The following is a 20,679-nucleotide window of genomic DNA, read 5'->3' on the forward strand; positions in this document are numbered from 1 at the left end:
CCGTCGGCGCCGGCGTGGTTGCCAAGATCATCGAGTAATCGATTGATCTGAAACGAAAAAAGGCCCTCCGGGGCCTTTTTTCTTGGCTCGTGAAATTGACAGATGGCAAAAGAGGCGTTCTTGACAGCCGCCGACGACATCCTTAGAATTGCGCCTCCTTTAATCGGGCACCTTTTTGTCCGAGAGGAAAGCTTGGAGTCTGAGGTCAAATGCAAAATCAACAAATCCGTATTCGGTTGAAGGCTTTTGATCATCGCCTGATCGATCAATCCACCCAGGAAATCGTAGAAACTGCGAAACGTACTGGTGCTCAGGTGCGTGGTCCGATTCCTCTGCCTACCCGCAAGGAACGTTACACAGTGCTGATTTCTCCGCACGTCAACAAGGACGCTCGTGACCAGTACGAAATTCGTACCCACAAGCGTGTGCTCGACATCGTTCAGCCCACCGACAAGACCGTCGATGCGCTGATGAAGCTCGATCTCGCCGCTGGCGTTGAAGTGCAAATCAGCCTCGGCTGAGACCGTCAAGGTTTCAGTCGTGTAACGCTCTGAAATGGGCGGCCATAGCGGGTGAAAGCCCCGTACACTCAAGAGGTTCTCAACATGACGATTGGTTTAGTCGGTCGTAAATGCGGTATGACCCGCGTTTTCACCGAAGAAGGCGTTTCCGTTCCGGTTACGGTCATTGAGATCGAGCCGAATCGCGTAACCCAATTCAAAAGCGAAGAAACCGATGGCTATCGTGCCATTCAGGTAACCGTGGGCGAGCGTCGTGCTTCCCGCGTGACCAAGGCGCAAGCCGGTCACTTCGCCAAGGCCAGCGTTGCCGCTGGTCGTAGCGTCCTCGAATTCCGCCTGGAAGACGGTGAGTACAAGGCCGGCGACGAAGTCACCGTAGCCCTGTTCGAAGCCGGTCAGATGGTTGATGTCACTGGTCAGTCCAAAGGTAAGGGCTACGCCGGTACCATCAAGCGCTGGAACTTCCGTGGTCAGGACAACACCCACGGTAACTCCGTTTCCCACCGTGCACCTGGTTCCATCGGCCAGTGCCAGACTCCTGGTCGAGTGTTCAAGGGCAAGAAAATGTCCGGTCACCTGGGTGCGGAGCGTGTAACCGTTCAGTCGCTGGAAGTCGTGCGTGTAGACGCCGAGCGCAACCTGCTGCTGGTCAAGGGTGCCGTCCCCGGCGCGCCGGGTGGTGACGTGATCGTGCGTCCCGCTGTCAAGGCCCGTGGTTGAGAGGAGAGAGAACATGCAACTCAATGTGAATGGCTCTCAAGCTATCGAAGTCTCCGAGCACACCTTCGGCGGTGAATTCAACGAGACCCTGGTTCACCAGGCAGTTGTCGCCTACATGGCTGGCGGTCGTCAGGGCACCCGTGCCCAGAAGACCCGTTCCGAAGTCCGTGGCGGTGGCAAGAAGCCCTGGCGTCAGAAGGGCAGCGGTCGTGCCCGTGCCGGTACCATCCGCAGCCCCATCTGGCGCTCCGGTGGCGTGGCTTTCGCAGCCAAGCCCCAGGATCACAGCCAGAAGCTGAACAAGAAGATGTACCGCGCTGCACTGCGCTCCATCCTCGCCGAGCTGGTCCGTCTGGATCGTCTGGTCGTGGTTGACGACTTCGCCGTCGACGCGCCCAAGACCAAGACCCTGGTCAGCAAGCTGGACGGCCTGGGCCTGAGCGACGTGCTGATCGTGACCGACGCTGTCGACCAGAACCTGTATCTGGCTGCCCGCAACCTGCCTTTCGTCGACGTGCGTGATGTCCAGGGTTCCGACCCGGTCAGCCTGATCGCCTACGACAAGGTGCTGGTCACTGTGTCCGCCGTGAAGAAATTCGAGGAGCTGCTGGCATGAACCAGGAACGCGTATTCAAAGTGCTGCTTGGCCCGCACATCTCCGAGAAGGCCACCATGCTGGCGGACAGCCAGAAGCAGTTCGTATTCAAGGTTGCCACCGATGCAACCAAGCTGGAAATCAAGAAGGCCGTCGAGCAGCTGTTCGAGGTCAAGGTTCGCAGCGTCAGCACCCTGAACGTCCAGGGCAAGACCAAGCGTACCGCTCGTGGTCTGGGCAAGCGTAACGACTGGAAAAAAGCGTACATCGCGCTCCAGCCGGGCCAGGATCTCGACTTTTCCAGCAGCGCCGAGTAATCAGGGGGCATCATGGCAATCGTAAAATGCAAGCCGACCTCCGCTGGCCGCCGCTTTGTGGTCAAGGTGGTCAACTCTGATCTGCACAAAGGCGCGCCCTACGCTCCTTTGCTGGAGAAGAAGAGCAAGTCCGGCGGCCGTAACAACAATGGTCGTATCACCACTCGCCACATCGGCGGTGGTCACAAGCAGCACTACCGTCTGGTCGATTTCCGTCGCAACAAGGATGGCATCCCTGCCGTCGTTGAGCGTATCGAATACGATCCGAACCGTACTGCACACATCGCTCTGCTGAAGTACGCCGATGGCGAGCGTCGCTACATCATCGCTCCCAAGGGCGTTGCTGCCGGTGACCAGCTGCTGTCCGGCGCTGGCGCGCCCATCAAGGCTGGCAACAACCTGCCGCTGCGTAACGTGCCGGTCGGTAGCACCATCCACGGTATCGAGCTGAAGCCTGGCAAGGGCGCTCAGATCGCTCGCTCCGCGGGTACCTCCGCTCAGCTGGTCGCCCGCGAAGGCGCCTACGTCACCGTGCGTCTGCGCAGCGGTGAAATGCGCAAGGTGCTGTCCGAGTGCCGTGCCACCCTGGGCGAAGTGTCCAACGGTGAGCACAGCCTGCGTTCGCTGGGTAAGGCCGGTGCCACCCGCTGGCGTGGCGTGCGTCCGACCGTTCGTGGTGTCGCCATGAACCCGGTCGATCACCCGCACGGTGGTGGTGAAGGTCGTACTTCCGGTGGCCGTCATCCGGTTTCGCCGTGGGGCGTCAAGACCAAGGGTCTCAAGACGCGCTCCAACAAGCGTACCGACAAGATGATTGTCCGTCGCGGCAAGTAATCAGTAGAGGATTCGACTGTGCCCCGTTCTCTGAAGAAAGGTCCTTTTATCGATCTTCACCTGTTGAAGAAGATCGAAGTCGCGGTGGAAAAGAACGAACGCAAACCGATCAAGACCTGGTCGCGTCGTTCGATGATCCTGCCGCAAATGGTCGGCCTGACCATCGCTGTGCACAACGGTCGTCAACATGTCCCTGTTCTGGTGAACGAAGACATGGTCGGCCACAAACTCGGCGAGTTCGCTGCTACCCGCACCTATCGCGGTCATGCGGCTGACAAGAAAGCCAAGCGTTAAGGGGTAAGGAAGATGGAAGTAGCCGCTAAGCTGTCGGGCGCTCGTATCTCCGCCCAGAAAGCCCGCTTGGTCGCCGACCAGATTCGCGGGAAGAAGGTGGGCGAAGCGCTCAACCTGTTGACTTTCAGCAGCAAGAAAGCCGCTGAGATCATGAAGAAGGTGCTGGAGTCGGCTGTTGCCAACGCCGAGCACAATGAAGGCGCCGACGTGGACGACCTGAAGGTCTCCACTGTCTTCGTAAACGAAGGTCGTTCGCTCAAGCGCATCATGCCGCGTGCCAAAGGTCGTGCTGATCGCATCGTGAAGCGGTCTTGCCATATCACGGTCAAGGTTGCGGACAAGTAACGGAGTCGATCAGATGGGTCAGAAAGTACATCCCAATGGCATTCGCCTGGGTATCGTCAAGGAGCACACTTCGGTCTGGTACGCGGATAAGCGCACTTATGCGGACTATCTGCTGGCCGACCTGAAGGTTCGTGAGTACCTCCAGGACAAACTAAAAAGCGCGTCCGTAAGCCGTATCGATATTCATCGCCCGGCTCAAACCGCACGCATCACCATCCACACCGCCCGTCCCGGTATCGTGATTGGCAAGAAAGGTGAGGATGTCGAGAAGCTGCGTCAGGACCTGACCGCAAGAATGGGTGTGCCCGTGCACATCAACATCGAAGAGATCCGCAAGCCGGAGCTCGACGGTGCCCTGGTTGCGCAGAGCGTTGCGCAGCAGCTTGAGCGTCGTGTGATGTTCCGTCGCGCCATGAAGCGCGCCGTACAGAACGCGATCCGCATTGGTGCCAAAGGCATCAAGATTCAGGTGAGCGGTCGTCTGGGCGGTGCTGAAATCGCCCGTACCGAGTGGTATCGCGAAGGTCGTGTGCCTCTGCACACCCTGCGTGCCGATATCGACTACGCCACTGCGGAAGCCCACACCACTTACGGTGTGATCGGTGTGAAGGTTTGGATCTTCAAGGGTGAGGTCATTGGTGGCCGCCAGGAAGAGCTCAAGCCCGTCGCCCCGGCTCCGCGCAAAAAAGCTGCTGCTAAGTAAGGAGTACGCAACATGCTGCAACCCAAGCGTACAAAATTCCGCAAGCAGATGACCGGCCACAACCGTGGTCTGGCTCATCGCGGTAGCAAGGTCAGCTTCGGCGAGTACGCGCTGAAGGCTGTCGGCCGTGGCCGTCTGACCGCTCGCCAGATCGAATCCGCACGTCGTGCGCTGACCCGTCACGTGAAGCGTGGCGGCAAGATCTGGATCCGCGTCTTCCCTGACAAGCCTGTCACCAAGAAGCCTCTCGAAGTGCGGATGGGTAAAGGTAAGGGTAGTGTCGAGTACTGGGTAGCCCAGATCCAGCCGGGCAAGGTCCTGTACGAGATCGAGGGTGTTTCCGAGGATCTGGCTCGTCAGGCATTCGCCCTGGCCGCTGCCAAGCTTCCGCTCGAAACCTCCTTTGTTAAGCGGACGGTGATGTGATGAAAGCGAAAGATTTGCGTGAGAAATCCGTAGAGGAGCTGAACGAGCAGCTTCTCAACCTGCTGCGTGACCAGTTCAATCTGCGTATGCAGAAGGCAACTGGCCAGTTGGGTCAGTCTCACATGCTCTCGCAAGTGAAGCGCGACATCGCTCGCGTCAAGACTGTGCTGAACCAGCAAGCAGGTAAGTGATCATGGCTGAAGCTGAAAAAACTGTCCGTACGCTGACCGGCCGAGTGGTCAGCGACAAGATGGACAAAACCGTCACCGTACTGATCGAGCGTCGCGTCAAGCACCCGATCTACGGCAAATACGTGAAGCGTTCCACCAAGCTGCACGCTCACGACGAAACCAATCAGTGCCGCATTGGTGACCTGGTCACCATTCGCGAAACCCGCCCGCTGGCCAAGACCAAGGCGTGGACCCTGGTTGACGTCGTCGAGCGCGCCGTTCAGGTATAAGGGTAGAGAGCCATGATCCAGACTCAATCCATGCTTGACGTCGCCGACAACAGCGGCGCTCGTCGCGTGATGTGCATCAAGGTGCTCGGCGGTTCCCACCGCCGTTACGCCGGCATTGGCGACATCATCAAAGTCACCGTCAAGGAAGCAATTCCGCGCGGCAAGGTGAAGAAAGGTCAGGTGATGACTGCTGTCGTCGTGCGTACCAAGCACGGCGTCCGCCGCACCGACGGTTCCATCATCCGCTTCGACGGCAACGCCGCGGTTCTGCTGAACAACAAGCAAGAGCCGATTGGCACCCGTATCTTTGGGCCGGTGACCCGTGAACTTCGCTCCGAGAAGTTCATGAAGATCGTCTCCCTTGCCCCCGAAGTGCTGTAAGGAGTAGCCGACATGCAAAAGATTCGTCGTGACGACGAGGTAATCGTCATTGCCGGCAAGGACAAGGGCAAGCGTGGCAAGGTGCTGAAGGTACTCGCCGATGACCGTCTGGTCGTTGGCGGGGTCAACCTGATCAAGCGCCACACCAAGCCCAACCCCATGCTGGGCGTTCAGGGTGGCATCGTAGAGAAAGAAGCCCCTCTGCATGTCTCCAACGTTGCCATTTTCAACTCCGAGACCAACAAGGCTGACCGCGTTGGTTTCAAAGTCGAAGACGGCAAGAAGATTCGTATCTTCAAGTCGACCCAAAAAGCGGTCCAGGCCTGAAGCTGCTAGGTAGATCACCATGGCTCGATTGAAAGAGATTTATCGGAAGGAAATCGCGCCCAAGCTGAAAGAGCAGCTTCAGCTGGGTAACGTGATGGAAGTTCCGCGCATCACCAAGATCACCTTGAACATGGGTCTGGGCGAAGCGGTCGGTGACAAGAAGATCATCGACAACGCCGTAGCTGACCTGGAAAAGATCGCTGGTCAAAAGCCGGTCGTGACTTATGCTCGCAATTCCATTGCTGGCTTCAAGATTCGCGAAGGCTGGCCGATCGGCGTCAAGGTGACCCTGCGTAGCGATCGCATGTATGAATTCCTGGATCGTCTGCTGTCCATCTCCCTGCCGCGCGTGCGTGACTTCCGCGGCCTGAATGCCAAGTCCTTCGACGGTCGCGGCAACTACAGCATGGGCGTGAAAGAGCAGATCATCTTCCCGGAAATCGATTACGACAAGATCGATGCGCTGCGTGGTATGGACATCACCCTGACCACCACCGCTCGTACCGACGAGGAAGGCCGTGCGCTGCTGCGCGCGTTCAACTTCCCGTTCCGTAACTGATTGAGGTCTTCAGATGGCTAAGCAAAGCATGATTAACCGCGAGCTGAAGCGTCAGCAGACGGTTGCCAAGTACGCCAAGAAGCGCGCCGAGCTGAAGGCGACCATCGGTAATGTCAACGCCTCCCCCGAGGACCGTTGGAATGCCCAGGTTGCCCTGCAGAAGCAGCCCCGTGACGCCAGCGCTAGCCGCATGCGTAACCGCTGCCGCCTGACCGGTCGTCCGCACGGCGTGTACCGCAAGTTCGGTCTGTCCCGCATCAAGCTGCGTGAAGCAGCCATGCGTGGTGACGTGCCCGGCCTGGTGAAGGCCAGCTGGTAACAGCTAGCGCCTTTCATCGCGGTAATTGAATCAAGCCCCTTTTGGGGCTTGATTCGTTTCAGGCCGATCTCTAGAATGCTCGGCTCGCCCGAATCGGCCTATTGCCGAGGGGTGATTTTTGAGAGCCGGTAGGCTCAATTTCTGTATTAGGAGCTAATAGCCCATGAGTATGCAGGACCCGTTAGCAGACATGCTAACTCGTATCCGTAATGCCCAGATGGCTGAAAAGGCCGTTGTGAGCATGCCTTCTTCCAAGCTGAAGGCTGCCGTTGCCAAAGTCCTCAAGGACGAAGGTTACATCGCGGATTTTCAGGTCAGCGCGGAATCCAAGCCGTCGCTGTCCATCGAGCTGAAGTACTTCGAAGGCAAGCCTGTCATCGAAGAGCTGAAGCGTAGCAGCCGTCCCGGTCTGCGCCAGTACAAAGCCGTTGACCAGCTGCCGAAAGTGCGTGGCGGTCTGGGCGTGTCGATCGTTTCCACCAACAAAGGTGTGATGACTGATCGCGCGGCCCGTGCTGCTGGTGTTGGCGGCGAAGTGCTCTGCACAGTCTTCTAAGGGGAATCAGCATGTCTCGCGTTGCTAAAAACCCTGTAAGACTGCCTGCAGGCGTCGAAGTTAATCTGGCCGGTCAGGCGCTTTCGATCAAGGGTGCCAAGGGCGCTCTGGAACTGAAGGTCCATCCGTCCGTTGAAGTCACTCAAGAGTCCGGTGAGCTGCGTTTCGCTGCTCGCAATGGCGATCAGCAGACCCGTGCGATGGCCGGCACTACCCGTGCCCTGGTCAACAACATGGTGGTCGGCGTCAGCCAGGGCTTCGAGCGCAAGCTGCAACTGGTCGGTGTGGGCTACAAGGCCCAGGCCAAAGGTCAGGTGCTGAACCTCGCTCTGGGCTTCTCTCACCCCGTGGACTACGACCTGCCGCAAGGCATCACCGCAGAAACCCCCAACCAGACCGAAATCCTGATCAAGGGTATCGACAAGCAGCTGGTCGGCCAGGTTGCGGCTGAGATTCGTGGTTTCCGTCCGCCGGAGCCTTACAAGGGCAAGGGTGTACGGTATGCCGACGAAGTCGTCCACCGTAAAGAAGCCAAGAAAAAGTAGGGCATAGCAAATGACCGTCAAGAAAGAAACCCGACTGCGTCGCGCTCGCAAGGCTCGCCTGAAGATGCGCGAACTGGAAGTGGTCCGTCTGTGCGTGTACCGCTCTTCCCAGCACATCTATGCCCAGGTCATCGCGGCCGACGGCAGCAAGGTCCTGGCCAGCGCTTCTACGTTGGACAAAGAACTGCGCGAAAGCGCTACCAGCAACGTCGAGGCGGCCAAGAAAGTTGGTCTGCTGGTCGCCGAGCGTGCCAAGGCCGCTGGCGTTACCCAGGTGGCCTTTGATCGTTCTGGCTTCAAGTACCATGGTCGCGTCAAAGCGCTGGCCGACGCTGCTCGTGAAGGCGGGCTGGAGTTCTAAGTCATGGCAAATAACGATCAAAAGCGCGACGAAGGCTACATCGAGAAGCTGGTTCAAGTTAACCGCGTAGCCAAAACCGTGAAAGGCGGCCGTATCTTCGCCTTCACCGCTCTGACCGTGGTTGGCGATGGCAAAGGCCGCGTTGGCTTCGGCCGTGGCAAGGCCCGTGAAGTGCCTGCCGCCATCCAGAAGGCTATGGAAGCTGCTCGCCGCAACATGATCCAGGTGGATCTGAACGGCACCACCCTGCAGTACCCCGTCAAGGCCGCCCATGGCGCCTCCAAGGTGTACATGCAGCCCGCTTCCGACGGTACCGGCATCATCGCCGGCGGTGCCATGCGCGCCGTGCTGGAAGTCGCTGGTGTGCAGAACGTCCTGGCCAAGTGCTACGGCTCCACCAACCCGGTAAACGTGGTGTACGCGACCTTTGAAGGTCTCAAGCACATGCAGGCGCCGGAAGCTGTTGCCGCCAAGCGTGGCAAGAGCGTCGAGGAGATTCTCTGATCATGGCTAACGCAACCGTCAAGGTCACGCTGATCAAGAGCGTCCACGGCCGTCTGGCCAATCACAAGGCTTGCGTCAAGGGTCTCGGCCTGCGTCGCATTGGTCACACCGTCGAAGTTCAGGACACCCCTGAGAATCGCGGCATGATCAACAAGGCCTATTACCTTCTGCGTGTGGAGGGTTAAGTCATGAAATTGAATGATCTGCGTTCCGCTCCCGGCGCTCGCCGCGAGAAGCTGCGTCCCGGTCGTGGTATCGGTAGCGGCCTGGGCAAGACCGGTGGCCGTGGCCACAAGGGTCTGACCTCCCGTTCCGGTGGCAAGGTTGCCCCCGGTTTCGAGGGCGGCCAGCAGCCGCTGCACCGTCGTCTGCCCAAGTTCGGCTTCGTATCGCTGAAGGCCCTGGACCGCGCCGAGGTTCGTACCTCCGAGCTGGCCAAGGTTGATGTCGATGTGGTCGATCTGCAGGCGCTGAAAGACGCCAACGTGATCAGCCGTGACATCAAGCGTGTCAAGGTTGTGCTGTCCGGCGACGTCACTCGTGCCGTCACCCTGAAGGGCATTGGTGCCACTAAGGGTGCCCGTGCAGCCATCGAAGCAGCTGGCGGCAAGATCGAGGAATAAATGGCTAAGCAAGGTGCTCTCTCTGCGCTCAGCAAGACCGGTGGTATGTCCGAGCTGTGGACCCGCCTCCGATTCCTGTTCCTGGCGATCATCGTCTACAGGATCGGTGCGCACATCCCTGTTCCGGGTATCAATCCCGATCAGCTGGCCGCACTGTTCAGGCAGAACGAGGGGACCATTCTTAGCCTCTTCAACATGTTCTCTGGCGGTGCGCTGGAGCGGATGAGCATCTTTGCCCTGGGGATCATGCCGTACATCTCGGCCTCGATCATCATGCAGCTGCTTACCGCGATCAGCCCACAGCTGGAGCAATTGAAGAAAGAGGGTGAGTCTGGTCGTCGCAAGATCAGCCAGTACACCCGTTACGGCACGCTGGTTCTGGCGCTCGTTCAGGCCACCGGGATGTCGGTAGGACTCGCCAGTCAGGGCGTCGCGTTCAGCGTGGGCTTCAGCTTCTATTTCGTCGCTGTCACCACGTTCGTCGCCGGCGCACTGTTCATGATGTGGCTGGGTGAGCAGATCACCGAGCGCGGTATCGGCAATGGCATCTCGATGCTGATCTTCGCCGGTATCGTCGCGGGCTTGCCTCGCGCCATCGGTCAGTCCTTCGAGTCGGCACGGCAGGGCGATATCAACATCTTCGCGCTGATCATGGTCGGTGTGGTGGCGGTCGCCATCATCGCCTTCGTGGTGTTCATCGAGCGTGGGCAGCGTCGTATCGCCGTGCACTACGCCAAGCGTCAGCAGGGCCGCAAGGTCTTCGCGGCGCAGAACAGCCATCTGCCGCTCAAGGTGAACATGGCCGGGGTCATCCCGGCGATCTTCGCCAGCAGCATCCTGCTGTTTCCGGCATCGCTCGGTTCGTGGTTCGGTCAGTCCGAAGGTCTCGGTTGGTTGCAGGACGTGGCTCAGGCCATCGCCCCCGGCCAACCGCTGAACATCTTGCTGTTTAGTGCAGGGATCATCTTCTTCTGCTTCTTCTATACGGCACTGATGTTCAACCCCAAGGATGTGGCGGAAAACCTGAAGAAATCCGGGGCGTTCATCCCGGGTATTCGTCCTGGTGAGCAGTCCGCGCGCTATATCGATGGCGTGCTGACCCGGCTGACCATGTTCGGTGCCCTGTACATGACGGCGGTGTGCTTGTTGCCCCAGTTCCTGGTGGTCGCGGCGAACGTGCCGTTCTATCTCGGCGGGACCTCGTTGCTGATCGTGGTGGTAGTGGTCATGGACTTCATGTCCCAGGTCCAGTCCCATCTCGTATCTCATCAATACGAGTCCCTGATGAAGAAAGCCAACCTGAAGGGCTACGGCAACGGCATGATGCGTTGAGCCGTTACTCGTAAGGTTAGAGGAGTTGTCATGAAAGTTCGTGCATCGGTCAAGAAGCTGTGCCGTAACTGCAAGATCATTCGCCGCGAAGGCGTCGTGCGCGTGATCTGCAGCGCTGAACCGCGTCACAAGCAGCGCCAAGGCTGAGTGTGAACCACGCGTCTAACCCGGCAGCTAGTGTGCTGCCGGGTTGATCATTTGTTCCTACAGCGTTAATATCGCGCGCCCTTTTCTTGGCTTCCGGGGCGTCGGTAGCTGTCAATTGGAGTTTTTCTGAATGGCCCGTATTGCAGGCGTCAACATTCCAGATAACAAGCATACTGTTATCTCGCTGACCTACATCTATGGTGTCGGTCGCACCACCTCTCAGAAGATCTGCGCGGCCACCGGCATCCAGCCGACCGCCAAGATCAAAGAACTGAGCGACGAGCAGGTCGATCAGCTGCGTAACGAGGTCGCCAAAATCCTCACCGAGGGTGACCTGCGCCGCGAAATCAACATGAACATCAAGCGCCTGATGGATCTGGGTTGCTACCGCGGTCTGCGTCACCGCCGTGGTCTGCCGGTCCGTGGTCAGCGCACCAAGACCAATGCCCGTACCCGTAAGGGCCCGCGCAAGCCGATCCGCAAGTAATCGCATCCGCGAATCGACAGGAATCTAGTCATGGCAAAACCTGCTGCTCGTCCTCGTAAGAAAGTCAAAAAGACAGTGGTTGATGGCATCGCCCACATCCATGCGTCTTTCAACAACACCATCGTGACCATCACCGATCGTCAGGGCAATGCGTTGTCCTGGGCGACCTCCGGTGGCTCCGGCTTCCGTGGCTCCCGTAAGAGCACCCCGTTCGCTGCCCAGATTGCAGCCGAACGTGCCGGCCAAGCCGCTCTGGAATATGGTCTGAAGAATCTGGACGTGAACGTCAAAGGTCCCGGCCCCGGCCGTGAGTCCGCTGTTCGCGCCCTGAATGCCTGTGGTTACAAGATCGCCAGCATCACCGACGTGACGCCTATCCCGCATAACGGGTGCCGTCCGCCGAAGAAGCGTCGCGTGTAATAGGAGACAGTGAGAAATGGCTCGTTACATTGGTCCCAAGTGCAAACTGTCCCGCCGCGAAGGCACTGACCTCTTCCTGAAGAGCGGCGCTCGTGCCCTCGACTCGAAGTGCAAGCTGGAAACCGTTCCTGGCCAGCATGGTCAGCGTCGCGGTCGTCTGTCCGACTACGGTCTGCAGCTGCGTGAAAAGCAGAAAGTCCGCCGTATCTATGGCGTGCTCGAGCGTCAGTTCGCCGGTTACTACCAGGAAGCTGCCCGTCGCAAGGGCGCTACCGGTGAGAACCTGCTGCAACTGCTCGAATGCCGTCTGGACAACGTGGTGTATCGCATGGGCTTCGGTGCCACTCGCGCCGAATCGCGCCAGCTGGTCTCCCACAAGTCGATCACCGTCAACGGTCAGACCGTCAACATTCCCTCCTATCAGGTCAAGGTCGGCGACGTCGTCGCGGTCCGTGAAAAGGCCAAAAACCAGCTGCGTATCGCTCAGGCTCTCGAGCTGTGCGGCCAGCGTGGCCGGGTTGAGTGGGTCGAAGTGAGCACCGAGAAAAAGGAAGGCACCTTCAAAAGCGTGCCGGCCCGTGGTGATCTCTCCGCCGACATCAACGAAAACCTGATTGTCGAGCTCTACTCCAAGTAAGGGCTAGAAAGTAGGTGCATCCATGCAGAGTTCGGTAAATGAGTTCCTGACCCCCCGCCATATCGATGTGCAGGCGGTTAGTCAGACCCGTGCCAAGATCACTCTCGAGCCTCTCGAGCGTGGTTTCGGCCATACCTTGGGCAACGCGCTGCGGCGTATCCTGTTGTCCTCCATGCCTGGCTGCGCGGTAGTCGAAGCAGAGATCGACGGTGTCCTGCACGAGTACAGCGCCATCGAAGGCGTGCAGGAAGACGTGATCGAGATCCTGCTCAATCTCAAGGGTCTGGCCATCAAGTTGCACGGCCGTGACGAAGTCACCCTGAGCCTGAGCAAGAAAGGTCAGGGGCCGGTTCTGGCCTCTGACATTCAGGTCGATCACGACGTCGAGATCGTCAACGGCGATCACGTCATCGCCCACCTGGCGGACAATGGTTCGCTGAACATGAAGCTGAAAATCGCGCGCGGTCGTGGCTATGAGCCCGCCGACGCGCGTCAGAGCGAAGAAGACGAAACCCGCGCAATCGGTCGTCTCCAGCTCGATGCTACGTTCAGCCCAGTTCGTCGCGTGGCCTATGTGGTGGAAAACGCCCGGGTCGAACAGCGTACCAACCTGGACAAGCTCGTGCTTGACCTGGAAACCAACGGTACCCTGGATCCGGAAGAAGCCATCCGTCGTGCCGCCACCATCCTGCAGCAGCAGCTGGCAGCGTTTGTCGACCTCAAGGGCGACAGCGAGCCGGTCGTGGTCGAGCAGGAAGACGAGATCGATCCGATCCTGCTGCGTCCGGTGGACGATCTGGAACTGACCGTTCGTTCGGCCAACTGCCTCAAGGCGGAGAACATCTACTACATCGGTGACCTGATTCAGCGTACCGAAGTGGAGCTGCTCAAGACCCCGAACCTGGGCAAGAAGTCCCTGACCGAAATCAAGGACGTTCTGGCCTCCCGTGGTCTGTCGCTCGGTATGCGCCTGGACAACTGGCCCCCTGCAAGCCTTAAGAAGGACGACAAGGCTACTGCCTGATCGTCATTGTTCACCGAACGATAGTTTGGGAAGGAATTTCAATCATGCGTCATCGTAAAAGTGGTCGTCATCTGAGCCGCACGAGCGCACACCGCAAGGCCATGTTCCAGAACATGGCTGTGTCGCTGTTCGAGCACGAGCTGATCAAAACTACCCTGCCGAAAGCCAAGGAACTGCGCCGCGTTGCCGAGCCGCTGATCACCCTGGCCAAGGAAGACAGCGTCGCCAACCGTCGCCTGGCTTTCGACCGTACCCGTTCGAAAGCTGCCGTCGGCAAGCTGTTCAACGACCTGGGCAAGCGCTACGCCAACCGTCCGGGTGGCTACCTGCGTATCCTGAAGTGCGGCTTCCGCGCTGGCGACAATGCGCCCATGGCGTATGTCGAGCTGATCGACCGTCCGGTCGGCGGTACCGTGGAACAGGCTGCTGAATAAGTAGCTGCGTTCTGGAAAAAGCCGGGCTCTTGCCCGGCTTTTTCATGCCCGCCTTTTGGCTATGGCAAGACGCTGCTCAGGTCCAGACAGTAGGATCTTGCGACTCAGGTTTTTCTATCAGGATGCTAGGATCAATAAATTAGTCCTAAAGTATCGCCCCGGCGATACTTCCCTCAGGCGATCAGCCAACGCTTTCCAGAGGGAGATACCTGTGACCGATACCAAGATCCTCACCACTGCCAGCGGCATTCCGGTAGCCGACAACCAGAATTCCCGCACCGCCGGTCCGCGCGGTCCGCTGATGCTCGACGACTTCCATCTGATCGAGAAGCTGGCGCACTTCAACCGTGAAGTCATTCCCGAGCGGCGCGTTCATGCCAAGGGCTCCGCGGCCTACGGTACCTTTACCGTCACCCAGGACATCACCCATCTCACCAGCGCCAAGCTGTTCGCCAGTGTGGGCAAGCAGACCGAGACCATCCTGCGCTTTTCCACCGTGGGTGGTGAGCGCGGTTCGGCGGATACCGAGCGCGATCCCCGGGGTTTCGCCCTGAAGTTCTATACCGAAGAAGGCAACTGGGACATCGTCGGCAACAACACCCCGGTGTTCTTCATCCGCGATCCGCTCAAGTTTCCGGACTTCATCCATACCCAGAAGCGCGATCCCTGGAGCAACCTGAAGAGTCCGCAGATGATGTGGGACTTCTGGTCGCTGTCGCCCGAATCCCTGCATCAGGTGACCATCCTCTTCTCGGATCGCGGCATTCCGGATGGCTATCGCTTCATGCACGGTTTCGGTAGCCACACCTTCAGCCTGATCAATGCCCAGGGTGAGCGGCACTTCGTGAAGTTTCACTTCAAGAGCCAGCAGGGGATCAAGAACCTGGCACCGGCCGAGGCCGCACGGCTGGCCGGTACCGATCCGGATTACAGCCAGCGTGACCTGTTCCAGGCCATCGAGCGCGGTGAATTGCCGCGCTGGAAGATGTGCATCCAGGTAATGAGCGAGCAGGAGGCAGCCGGTCGCGCCGAGAATCCCTTCGATGTGACCAAGGTGTGGTCGCAGCAGCAGTATCCGCTGCAGGAAGTCGGGATGCTGGAGCTCAACCGCAATCCGCAGAACTATTTCGCCGAGGTGGAGCAGGCCTCCTTCGCACCGAGCAACGTGGTGCCGGGCATAGGGCTGTCGCCTGATCGCATGCTGCAAGGCCGGGTGTTCGCCTATGCCGACGCCCAGCGCTATCGCGTAGGGACCAACTATCAGCAGCTACCGGTCAACGCACCGCGCTGCCCCTACGCCAACAATCAGCGCGATGGCGCCATGCGCTTCGATGGCAATGGCGGTTCGCAGCCGAACTACGAGCCGAACAGCTATGGCCATACGCCCAAGCAGGCGCCGCAGTATCGCGAACCGGCACTGAACTTCGCCGGCCCCGCCGATCGCTACGATCACCGGGTGGACGAGGATTACTTCAGTCAGGCCGGCGCGCTGTTCCGCCTGATGAATGCCGACCAGCAAGCACTGCTGATCGGCAACATCGTCGGCGCCCTGGGCTCTGTGACCCGTGATGTGCAACTGCGGCAGATCGGTCACTTCCTCAAGGCCGATCCCGCCTATGGCATGGGCGTGGCCAAGGGCCTGGGGATAGATCCCAGCGAAGTGGCCTGATCCAGGGATAGGAAGAAGCCCGGCGAATGCCGGGTTTTCTTCGTCCGTCAAAAAAGTGCGGGAAAGGCTGTCTCGAACGCCGCTTGCGACGTCGCAGTGCTAAGGTTCGCATCAAGCGCGAAAACACGAGGCTCGCTCTCCCGTCATGACTGTGTTTGGAGTGTCTTTGCGCCAGCTCTGGGCGCACGAAAAGGCCAGCTATGGCGTTCGCGTCTTTGTCGCCCTGAGCGGCGCCATGGCCGTCTGCTGGTCGCTGGGGGATCTGCGTGCGCTGTCGCCGGTGTTTCTCGGCATCATCGCCAGCGCCCTGGCGGAAACCGACGACAGTTGGCTGGGGCGACTCAAGTCGCTGGCGGTGACGCTGCTGTGCTTCACGGTGGCGGCCTTCGCGGTCGAGCTGCTGTTTCCCTATCCCTGGATCTTCGTGGTCGGCCTGGGTCTGGCCACCTTCAGCCTGACGATGCTGGGCGCCATCGGCGAGCGCTATGCATCCATCGCCCAGGCCACGGTGATCCTGTCGATCTACGCCATGATCGGGGTGGATCAGCGCCTCGGCGCCCAGGTGCCGTTGTGGTACGAGCCAGCGCACCTGCTGGCCGGTGCGCTGTGGTACGGCCTGCTTTCGGTGCTCTGGTGCGCGCTGTTCGCCCATCAGCCGGTGCGGCAGAATCTGTCCGCCCTCTATGGCGAACTGGAGATTCTGCTCAGGCTCAAGGCCGAGATGCTCGAACCGGTACGCGGGGTGGATCTGCATCGGCGCCGCGTGCTGCTGGCGCAGCAGAACGGCAAGGTGGTGCAGGCGCTGAACCAGGCCAAGGCGACCATCCTCAATCGCTTCGGCCGCTCGGGACGGCCTGGCGCGCGCTCGGGGCGCTACTTCCGTCTCTATTTCATGGCGCAGGACATCCACGAGCGCGCCAGTTCCTCGCACTATCCCTACAGCGCCTTGACCGAGGCCTTCTTCCATAGCGACATCCTGTTTCGCTGTCAGCGCCTGCTCAAGCTGCAGGCCAATGCCTGCCACAACATGGGCGAGGCGATTCGTCTGGGGCAGCCTTTCGAATACGGCCAGCAGAGTCAGCAGGGGCTGACCGATTTGCAGGCATCGCTGGAGTATCTCAAGCAGCAGCAGAATCCGCGCTGGCGCGGTCTGCTGCGCTCCCTGGACCTGCTCGGGCACAATCTCTCGACTCTGGAGCGGCAATTCTCCGAGGCGGGCAACAGCGACTCGGGGGCGGCGGATCTGGACACCAGCCTGCTGGATCCGGCGGCGCGCTCCCTGCGCGAGGTGTTCCAGCGCATCCGCCTGCAGCTGACCCCGACCTCGCTGCTGTTCCGCCATGGCCTGCGCCTGGCGCTGGCGCTGATGGCCGGCTATGGCGTGCTGCACCTGATCCACCCGGTGAACGGCTACTGGATCCTGCTGACCACGGTGTTCGTCTGTCGGCCGCAGTACGGGGCGACCCGGGTGCGGCTGGTGCAGCGGATCGTCGGTACGGTGATCGGCCTGTTGCTGGGCAGCGCCTTGCTGGAGCTGTTCGGTCAGCCGGAGATCCAGCTGTTGATGGCGCTGGTCGCCGGCCTGGTGTTCTTTATCACCCGGACGGATCGCTACACCATCGCCACCGCCGCCATCACCCTGATGGTGCTGTTCTGCTTCAACCAGGTAGGCAATGGCTTCATGCTGATCTGGCCGCGGTTGCTGGATACCCTGTTGGGTTGCCTGATCGCGGTACTGGCGGTGTTCTTTGTCCTGCCGGACTGGCAGGGACGGCGACTGCATCAGGTGATGGCCAATACCCTGCGCACCAATGCACTCTATCTGCGCCGGTTGCACGAGCAGTACCGGACCGGCAAGCGGGACGATCTCGACTACCGCGTGGCGCGGCGCAACGCCCACAATGCCGATGCGACGCTGTCGGCCGCACTGGCCAACATGCTGCGCGATCCCGGGCATTTCCGCCGTAACCTGGAAGCGGGCTTTCGCTATCTGGCGCTGTCCAACACCCTGCTGGGCTATCTGTCGGCCCTGGGCGCCCATCGCCGACAGTTGGAGGCGGCCGAGCACGATGCCCTGGTGGAGCGTGCCGTGACCCGGATCGCCGAGGGCATGGAAGCCATTGCCGCCGCGGTGGCGGAGCGGCGTAGTCTGCCGCCGACCGCCGAAGAGGAAAGCAGCCTGGCCGACGAACTGGAAGCCGCGGCCGAGGACAACGATGATGGCTACCGATTGGTGTGTACCCAGTTGGCGCTGATCTGCCGATTGCTGCCCAATCTCAAAAGCGCCGCCAACCATACCCTGCGCGAACAAAGCCGCGAGCAACCGGCAGCGGGTACCGCCGATGCTTGAGCAAGGTTGGCGCGACGCGCTATGTTGACCGATGTCCGTCGAATCTTTCGACGCCTGTTTATGCTGGTTTGAAGGCTGTTCCAACACATGCGTATGCGTCTTCTAGTAGTGGGCGGGGAGAGCGCCCTGGGCAAGGCGCTACTCGCCGCCGGTGCCGAAGCGGGCATCGAATTCGTCGCCCCCGAGACTCCCGCGGAGGGCTGGTACGCCGCCGGGCTGACCCAGGTGCTCGACCAGGTACGGCCGGGGGCGGTGATCAATCTCGCCTATTACCGCGACTGGTTGCAGGCGGGGGACTTCGATCCGGCGCTGATGCAGCGCCAGGCGCTGGCCGTGCAACGCCTGGCCGGCCTCTGCCAGCACTATCAGATTCCGCTGATCCAACCGTCCAGTTATCAGCTTTTCGATGGCTCGCGCGTGGCCGGCTATAGTGAAAAGGATCTTCCGCGGCCGCCGGGTGCACGTGGCGAGGCGCTCTGGCGGGTCGAGCAGCTGGTGCGGGCGCTGTGCCCGATGCATATCCTGCTGCGCCTGGGCTGGGTCCTCGACGACTCCTGCGACGGTCGCCTGGGGCGTCTGTTGCGGCAGCTGGGTACCGAGCAGGTGGTGCCGATGGCGGGCGACCGGCGCGGCAACCCGACCACCGTGGGCGATGCCGCCCGGGTGCTGCTGGCCGTGGTCAAGCAGCTCGACTGTGGTGCGCCGCTCTGGGGGACCTATCACTACGGCGCCCAGGAGGCGGTGTCGGAGCTGGGTCTGGCCGAGACCGTCGCCCAGCTCTGGCAGGAATTCGACCGGCCGGTGCGCTGCGAATGGCAGGAGGTGACGCACCTGGAGCGGGCGGATGCCACGGAAGAGCCACAACAGGGGGTGTTGATCAGTCGCAAGCTGCTCAACACCTTTGGAATCAAGGCGCGGCGCTGGCAGCAGGAGCTGCCCGCGCTGTTGCAGGGCTTTCGGCAGGACGAGGTAGGTTTCGATGAGTGATGCGCCCATTCTGATCACTGGCGGTGCCGGTTTCATCGGCTCCCACCTGGCCGACGCGCTGCTGGCGCGGGGCCGGCGGGTGCGGGTACTGGACGATCTGAGCACCGGCAAGCGCGAGAATCTGCCGCTGGACAACGACCTTATCGAGCTGCGGGTGGGCGACGTGGCCGATGCCGCGACGCTGGAAGCCGCGGTAACCGGTTGCGCAGCGGTGGTGCACCTGGCCGCGGTGGCCTCGGTGCAGGCCTCGGTGGAAGACCCGGTGGGCACCCACAGGGCCAATTTCATCGGCACCCTGAATCTGTGCGAGGCCATGCGCAAGGCCGCGATCAAGCGGGTGGTTTATGCCTCCAGCGCGGCGGTCTATGGCGCCAACGGTCAGGGCCAGGCCATCGACGAGGAGCTTCCCAAGGCACCGCTGACGCCCTATGCGGCGGACAAGCTGGCCGGCGAGTACTACTTCGACTTCTATCGCCGCGAGCACGGTCTGGAGCCGGCGATCTTCCGCTTCTTCAACATCTACGGACCGCGTCAGGATCCCTCTTCGCCCTATTCGGGGGTGATCAGCATCTTTACCGAGCGCGCTCGCCGGCAGACGCCGATCACGGTGTTCGGCGACGGCGAGCAGACCCGCGATTTCGTCTATGTGGCCGATCTGGTGGGCATCCTGGTGCAGGCGCTGGAAGCCCCCGCGGTAGCGGCGGGGGCGGTGAACGTGGGGCGCGGCGAGACCATCAGCCTGAACGGACTGCTGGCGGAGATCGGCCAGGTGCTGGGTGGCCTACCGCCGGTGACCCATGGTGCGGCGCGGGCGGGGGACATCCGCCATTCGAAGGCGGACAACCGTCGTCTGCGCGAGCGCTTCGATTTCAGCCAGCCCACAGGCATGGGCACGGGGCTGGCGGCACTGCTACGGGACTAGCGGGCGAGGCCAGGGGCAAGCCCCGGTCTCTTGGGCTGCGACGCTGGAGCTGTCTCAGCGCCAACCTACGGCGCGAGTGGCTGGTGGTGAGCTAGAAGCGATAGCCCAGGCCGACCATATAGACCCAGGGATCCACGTCCAGATCTACCTTGGCCCGAGCGCCGAGGGCGGTGTTATCGACGTGGGCGGTGGTGGCGATGTCGATGTAGCGGACTTGGGCGTTGAGCATCACCCGGTCGGTGAGCATGAGATCGGCACCAACCTGGGCGGACCAGCCCCAGGAATTGTCGGCGCGGAAGTTATCGAAGCCGGCCGCGCTGGCACCACTGCCGACGTGCTCGTCATAGATCCAGGTGTAGTTGAGGCCGGCGCCGACATAGGGCTGGAACGTCGCCTTGGCGTCCAGGGGGTAGTAGACCAGGCTCAGGGTCGGCGGTAGGTGCTTGAGACTGCCCAGCTTGCCGTTGGCGGCGTCCAGCCCGGTGCCCTTGATGTTGACCTGGTGCTCGAAGGGCGTGGCCGCCAGCAGTTCGACGCCCAGGTGGTCGGTGAGCATGTAGGCGAAGTTGAGGCCCAGCTGGGTGTCGCTGTCCATGCTCGCCTTGCCGCCGAGATTGGCGCCGCTCAGGGCGCCGCGGTCGATCTTGACGTCGGAGCTGCGTTCGTGGGGATCTACGGTGATGGCGCCGGCGCGCAGGATGATGTCGCCGGCCTGGTGGGCCTGGGCGAGAGGGGCGGCCAGGGCGAGGGCGAGCAGGCTGAGGCGGAAGAGAGGACGCATGGCGAGGGCTCCGAAGGCATGGAAAAGGGCTGGGAGCAGCCTAGCGAAGCTGAAACGGCGGACTCTTGATCTCGCTCAAGGGTGGGTCACATCCCCTCA

Annotated in this window: 33 protein-coding genes; 32 read left to right on the plus strand and 1 reads right to left on the minus strand. The window is 60.8% G+C overall.

The genetic code is table 11. The features are described from left to right. Window positions 1-209 precede the first annotated feature (209 nt). The 32 genes from rpsJ to C722_RS0109575 all read left to right on the plus strand — a co-directional run bounded on the left by rpsJ (window position 210) and on the right by C722_RS0109575 (window position 19,799). On the plus strand, window positions 210-521 hold the full coding sequence (gene rpsJ / locus C722_RS0109420) for a 30S ribosomal protein S10 (RefSeq protein WP_003243886.1): 312 nt from the start codon (window positions 210-212) through the stop codon (window positions 519-521). Between the two features lie 84 nt (window positions 522-605). Then, entirely contained in the window at window positions 606-1,241 is a 636-nt protein-coding gene (gene rplC, locus C722_RS0109425; RefSeq protein WP_007161251.1) for a 50S ribosomal protein L3, read from the plus strand. Window positions 1,242-1,254: 13 nt separating this feature from the next. After that, entirely contained in the window at window positions 1,255-1,857 is a 603-nt protein-coding gene (rplD, locus tag C722_RS0109430; RefSeq protein ID WP_017640279.1) for a 50S ribosomal protein L4, read from the plus strand. Next, a complete protein-coding gene (gene rplW / locus C722_RS0109435; protein WP_007161249.1) occupies window positions 1,854-2,153 on the plus strand; it encodes a 50S ribosomal protein L23 in 300 nt (99 codons plus the stop codon). Before rplD ends, rplW begins: the two co-directional genes overlap by 4 nt. A gap of 12 nt (window positions 2,154-2,165) precedes the next feature. After that, entirely contained in the window at window positions 2,166-2,987 is an 822-nt protein-coding gene (gene rplB / locus C722_RS0109440) for a 50S ribosomal protein L2 (RefSeq protein WP_007161248.1), read from the plus strand. Between the two features lie 18 nt (window positions 2,988-3,005). After that, window positions 3,006-3,281, plus strand: a complete 276-nt coding sequence (gene rpsS / locus C722_RS0109445) for a 30S ribosomal protein S19 (RefSeq protein WP_007161247.1) — start codon at window positions 3,006-3,008, stop codon at window positions 3,279-3,281. Window positions 3,282-3,293: 12 nt separating this feature from the next. After that, window positions 3,294-3,626, plus strand: a complete 333-nt coding sequence (gene rplV / locus C722_RS0109450; protein ID WP_007161246.1) for a 50S ribosomal protein L22 — start codon at window positions 3,294-3,296, stop codon at window positions 3,624-3,626. Between the two features lie 13 nt (window positions 3,627-3,639). Then, complete coding sequence (gene rpsC / locus C722_RS0109455; RefSeq protein ID WP_007161245.1) at window positions 3,640-4,329, plus strand: 30S ribosomal protein S3; 690 nt, start codon at window positions 3,640-3,642, stop codon at window positions 4,327-4,329. Window positions 4,330-4,341: 12 nt separating this feature from the next. Then, window positions 4,342-4,755 carry a 50S ribosomal protein L16 gene (gene rplP / locus C722_RS0109460; protein ID WP_017640282.1) on the plus strand — a complete coding sequence of 138 codons (414 nt, stop codon included), beginning with the start codon at window positions 4,342-4,344 and terminating at the stop codon, window positions 4,753-4,755. Then, window positions 4,755-4,946, plus strand: coding sequence for a 50S ribosomal protein L29 (rpmC, locus tag C722_RS0109465; protein WP_007161243.1), 192 nt, complete (start codon window positions 4,755-4,757; stop codon window positions 4,944-4,946). Before rplP ends, rpmC begins: the two co-directional genes overlap by 1 nt. A gap of 2 nt (window positions 4,947-4,948) precedes the next feature. After that, window positions 4,949-5,215 (plus strand): 30S ribosomal protein S17, encoded by a 267-nt coding sequence (rpsQ, locus tag C722_RS0109470; RefSeq protein ID WP_007161242.1) that lies wholly within the window; start codon window positions 4,949-4,951, stop codon window positions 5,213-5,215. Between the two features lie 12 nt (window positions 5,216-5,227). Then, window positions 5,228-5,596 (plus strand): 50S ribosomal protein L14, encoded by a 369-nt coding sequence (rplN, locus tag C722_RS0109475; protein WP_007161241.1) that lies wholly within the window; start codon window positions 5,228-5,230, stop codon window positions 5,594-5,596. A gap of 12 nt (window positions 5,597-5,608) precedes the next feature. After that, window positions 5,609-5,923 carry a 50S ribosomal protein L24 gene (gene rplX, locus C722_RS0109480; protein ID WP_017640283.1) on the plus strand — a complete coding sequence of 105 codons (315 nt, stop codon included), beginning with the start codon at window positions 5,609-5,611 and terminating at the stop codon, window positions 5,921-5,923. A 19-nt stretch (window positions 5,924-5,942) separates the two neighbouring features. Beyond that, entirely contained in the window at window positions 5,943-6,482 is a 540-nt protein-coding gene (rplE, locus tag C722_RS0109485; protein ID WP_007161239.1) for a 50S ribosomal protein L5, read from the plus strand. Window positions 6,483-6,495: 13 nt separating this feature from the next. Beyond that, window positions 6,496-6,801 (plus strand): 30S ribosomal protein S14, encoded by a 306-nt coding sequence (gene rpsN / locus C722_RS0109490; protein ID WP_017640284.1) that lies wholly within the window; start codon window positions 6,496-6,498, stop codon window positions 6,799-6,801. 163 nt (window positions 6,802-6,964) lie between these two features. Then, window positions 6,965-7,357 (plus strand): 30S ribosomal protein S8, encoded by a 393-nt coding sequence (rpsH, locus tag C722_RS0109495; protein ID WP_017640285.1) that lies wholly within the window; start codon window positions 6,965-6,967, stop codon window positions 7,355-7,357. 11 nt (window positions 7,358-7,368) lie between these two features. Next, complete coding sequence (rplF, locus tag C722_RS0109500; RefSeq protein ID WP_017640286.1) at window positions 7,369-7,902, plus strand: 50S ribosomal protein L6; 534 nt, start codon at window positions 7,369-7,371, stop codon at window positions 7,900-7,902. A 10-nt stretch (window positions 7,903-7,912) separates the two neighbouring features. Continuing rightward, complete coding sequence (gene rplR, locus C722_RS0109505) at window positions 7,913-8,263, plus strand: 50S ribosomal protein L18 (protein WP_007161235.1); 351 nt, start codon at window positions 7,913-7,915, stop codon at window positions 8,261-8,263. A gap of 3 nt (window positions 8,264-8,266) precedes the next feature. Then, the gene (gene rpsE / locus C722_RS0109510; protein ID WP_007161234.1) at window positions 8,267-8,767 is read left to right on the plus strand and encodes a 30S ribosomal protein S5; all 501 of its coding nucleotides are present in this window, start codon (window positions 8,267-8,269) and stop codon (window positions 8,765-8,767) included. A 2-nt stretch (window positions 8,768-8,769) separates the two neighbouring features. After that, window positions 8,770-8,952 (plus strand): 50S ribosomal protein L30, encoded by a 183-nt coding sequence (rpmD, locus tag C722_RS0109515; protein WP_007161233.1) that lies wholly within the window; start codon window positions 8,770-8,772, stop codon window positions 8,950-8,952. A gap of 3 nt (window positions 8,953-8,955) precedes the next feature. Next, window positions 8,956-9,390, plus strand: coding sequence for a 50S ribosomal protein L15 (rplO, locus tag C722_RS0109520; protein WP_007161232.1), 435 nt, complete (start codon window positions 8,956-8,958; stop codon window positions 9,388-9,390). Next, entirely contained in the window at window positions 9,391-10,722 is a 1,332-nt protein-coding gene (secY, locus tag C722_RS0109525) for a preprotein translocase subunit SecY (RefSeq protein ID WP_026083755.1), read from the plus strand. Between the two features lie 30 nt (window positions 10,723-10,752). After that, window positions 10,753-10,869 (plus strand): 50S ribosomal protein L36, encoded by a 117-nt coding sequence (rpmJ, locus tag C722_RS0109530; RefSeq protein ID WP_002555468.1) that lies wholly within the window; start codon window positions 10,753-10,755, stop codon window positions 10,867-10,869. 130 nt (window positions 10,870-10,999) lie between these two features. Continuing rightward, a complete protein-coding gene (rpsM, locus tag C722_RS0109535) occupies window positions 11,000-11,356 on the plus strand; it encodes a 30S ribosomal protein S13 (protein ID WP_017640288.1) in 357 nt (118 codons plus the stop codon). A gap of 30 nt (window positions 11,357-11,386) precedes the next feature. Continuing rightward, window positions 11,387-11,776 (plus strand): 30S ribosomal protein S11, encoded by a 390-nt coding sequence (rpsK, locus tag C722_RS0109540; protein ID WP_003281811.1) that lies wholly within the window; start codon window positions 11,387-11,389, stop codon window positions 11,774-11,776. Between the two features lie 16 nt (window positions 11,777-11,792). Next, on the plus strand, window positions 11,793-12,413 hold the full coding sequence (rpsD, locus tag C722_RS0109545) for a 30S ribosomal protein S4 (RefSeq protein ID WP_017640289.1): 621 nt from the start codon (window positions 11,793-11,795) through the stop codon (window positions 12,411-12,413). A gap of 22 nt (window positions 12,414-12,435) precedes the next feature. Beyond that, window positions 12,436-13,437, plus strand: a complete 1,002-nt coding sequence (rpoA, locus tag C722_RS0109550) for a DNA-directed RNA polymerase subunit alpha (protein ID WP_017640290.1) — start codon at window positions 12,436-12,438, stop codon at window positions 13,435-13,437. Between the two features lie 44 nt (window positions 13,438-13,481). Then, window positions 13,482-13,871: a 50S ribosomal protein L17 gene (gene rplQ, locus C722_RS0109555; RefSeq protein ID WP_007161227.1), complete on the plus strand. Its 390-nt coding sequence runs from the start codon at window positions 13,482-13,484 to the stop codon at window positions 13,869-13,871. Window positions 13,872-14,082: 211 nt separating this feature from the next. Further along, a complete protein-coding gene (locus C722_RS0109560) occupies window positions 14,083-15,540 on the plus strand; it encodes a catalase (protein WP_017640291.1) in 1,458 nt (485 codons plus the stop codon). A gap of 145 nt (window positions 15,541-15,685) precedes the next feature. Continuing rightward, window positions 15,686-17,890: a YccS family putative transporter gene (yccS, locus tag C722_RS0109565; protein ID WP_026083756.1), complete on the plus strand. Its 2,205-nt coding sequence runs from the start codon at window positions 15,686-15,688 to the stop codon at window positions 17,888-17,890. Between the two features lie 87 nt (window positions 17,891-17,977). Next, on the plus strand, window positions 17,978-18,877 hold the full coding sequence (locus C722_RS0109570; protein ID WP_173147282.1) for a sugar nucleotide-binding protein: 900 nt from the start codon (window positions 17,978-17,980) through the stop codon (window positions 18,875-18,877). Further along, window positions 18,870-19,799, plus strand: a complete 930-nt coding sequence (locus C722_RS0109575) for an NAD-dependent epimerase/dehydratase family protein (protein WP_017640294.1) — start codon at window positions 18,870-18,872, stop codon at window positions 19,797-19,799. The genes C722_RS0109570 and C722_RS0109575 overlap by 8 nt, the downstream gene beginning before the upstream one ends. A gap of 91 nt (window positions 19,800-19,890) precedes the next feature. On the opposite strand, the gene C722_RS0109580 is transcribed toward C722_RS0109575, so the two are convergent. Beyond that, window positions 19,891-20,580, minus strand: a complete 690-nt coding sequence (locus C722_RS0109580) for an OmpW family protein (RefSeq protein WP_017640295.1) — start codon at window positions 20,578-20,580, stop codon at window positions 19,891-19,893. Between the last annotated feature and the right edge of the window lie 99 nt (window positions 20,581-20,679).

The sequence above is a fragment of the Pseudomonas sp. 313 genome (assembly GCF_000316965.1).
Classification (GTDB): domain Bacteria; phylum Pseudomonadota; class Gammaproteobacteria; order Pseudomonadales; family Pseudomonadaceae; genus Chryseomonas; species Chryseomonas benzopyrenica.

Excerpts from the sequence above, each read along its gene's own strand:
- rpsJ (WP_003243886.1), top strand. The coding sequence starts at position 210 with ATGCAAAATCAACAAATCCGTATTCGGTTGAAGGCTTTTGATCATCGC.
- rplC (WP_007161251.1), top strand. The coding sequence starts at position 606 with ATGACGATTGGTTTAGTCGGTCGTAAATGCGGTATGACCCGCGTTTTC.
- rplD (WP_017640279.1), top strand. The coding sequence starts at position 1,255 with ATGCAACTCAATGTGAATGGCTCTCAAGCTATCGAAGTCTCCGAGCAC.
- rplW (WP_007161249.1), top strand. The coding sequence starts at position 1,854 with ATGAACCAGGAACGCGTATTCAAAGTGCTGCTTGGCCCGCACATCTCC.
- rplB (WP_007161248.1), top strand. The coding sequence starts at position 2,166 with ATGGCAATCGTAAAATGCAAGCCGACCTCCGCTGGCCGCCGCTTTGTG.
- rplV (WP_007161246.1), top strand. The coding sequence starts at position 3,294 with ATGGAAGTAGCCGCTAAGCTGTCGGGCGCTCGTATCTCCGCCCAGAAA.
- rpsC (WP_007161245.1), top strand. The coding sequence starts at position 3,640 with ATGGGTCAGAAAGTACATCCCAATGGCATTCGCCTGGGTATCGTCAAG.
- rplP (WP_017640282.1), top strand. The coding sequence starts at position 4,342 with ATGCTGCAACCCAAGCGTACAAAATTCCGCAAGCAGATGACCGGCCAC.
- rpmC (WP_007161243.1), top strand. The coding sequence starts at position 4,755 with ATGAAAGCGAAAGATTTGCGTGAGAAATCCGTAGAGGAGCTGAACGAG.
- rpsQ (WP_007161242.1), top strand. The coding sequence starts at position 4,949 with ATGGCTGAAGCTGAAAAAACTGTCCGTACGCTGACCGGCCGAGTGGTC.
- rplN (WP_007161241.1), top strand. The coding sequence starts at position 5,228 with ATGATCCAGACTCAATCCATGCTTGACGTCGCCGACAACAGCGGCGCT.
- rplX (WP_017640283.1), top strand. The coding sequence starts at position 5,609 with ATGCAAAAGATTCGTCGTGACGACGAGGTAATCGTCATTGCCGGCAAG.
- rplE (WP_007161239.1), top strand. The coding sequence starts at position 5,943 with ATGGCTCGATTGAAAGAGATTTATCGGAAGGAAATCGCGCCCAAGCTG.
- rpsN (WP_017640284.1), top strand. The coding sequence starts at position 6,496 with ATGGCTAAGCAAAGCATGATTAACCGCGAGCTGAAGCGTCAGCAGACG.
- rpsH (WP_017640285.1), top strand. The coding sequence starts at position 6,965 with ATGAGTATGCAGGACCCGTTAGCAGACATGCTAACTCGTATCCGTAAT.
- rplF (WP_017640286.1), top strand. The coding sequence starts at position 7,369 with ATGTCTCGCGTTGCTAAAAACCCTGTAAGACTGCCTGCAGGCGTCGAA.
- rplR (WP_007161235.1), top strand. The coding sequence starts at position 7,913 with ATGACCGTCAAGAAAGAAACCCGACTGCGTCGCGCTCGCAAGGCTCGC.
- rpsE (WP_007161234.1), top strand. The coding sequence starts at position 8,267 with ATGGCAAATAACGATCAAAAGCGCGACGAAGGCTACATCGAGAAGCTG.
- rpmD (WP_007161233.1), top strand. The coding sequence starts at position 8,770 with ATGGCTAACGCAACCGTCAAGGTCACGCTGATCAAGAGCGTCCACGGC.
- rplO (WP_007161232.1), top strand. The coding sequence starts at position 8,956 with ATGAAATTGAATGATCTGCGTTCCGCTCCCGGCGCTCGCCGCGAGAAG.
- secY (WP_026083755.1), top strand. The coding sequence starts at position 9,391 with ATGGCTAAGCAAGGTGCTCTCTCTGCGCTCAGCAAGACCGGTGGTATG.
- rpmJ (WP_002555468.1), top strand. The coding sequence starts at position 10,753 with ATGAAAGTTCGTGCATCGGTCAAGAAGCTGTGCCGTAACTGCAAGATC.
- rpsM (WP_017640288.1), top strand. The coding sequence starts at position 11,000 with ATGGCCCGTATTGCAGGCGTCAACATTCCAGATAACAAGCATACTGTT.
- rpsK (WP_003281811.1), top strand. The coding sequence starts at position 11,387 with ATGGCAAAACCTGCTGCTCGTCCTCGTAAGAAAGTCAAAAAGACAGTG.
- rpsD (WP_017640289.1), top strand. The coding sequence starts at position 11,793 with ATGGCTCGTTACATTGGTCCCAAGTGCAAACTGTCCCGCCGCGAAGGC.
- rpoA (WP_017640290.1), top strand. The coding sequence starts at position 12,436 with ATGCAGAGTTCGGTAAATGAGTTCCTGACCCCCCGCCATATCGATGTG.
- rplQ (WP_007161227.1), top strand. The coding sequence starts at position 13,482 with ATGCGTCATCGTAAAAGTGGTCGTCATCTGAGCCGCACGAGCGCACAC.
- yccS (WP_026083756.1), top strand. The coding sequence starts at position 15,686 with ATGACTGTGTTTGGAGTGTCTTTGCGCCAGCTCTGGGCGCACGAAAAG.
- C722_RS0109570 (WP_173147282.1), top strand. The coding sequence starts at position 17,978 with ATGCGTATGCGTCTTCTAGTAGTGGGCGGGGAGAGCGCCCTGGGCAAG.
- C722_RS0109575 (WP_017640294.1), top strand. The coding sequence starts at position 18,870 with ATGAGTGATGCGCCCATTCTGATCACTGGCGGTGCCGGTTTCATCGGC.
- C722_RS0109580 (WP_017640295.1), bottom strand. The coding sequence starts at position 20,580 with ATGCGTCCTCTCTTCCGCCTCAGCCTGCTCGCCCTCGCCCTGGCCGCC.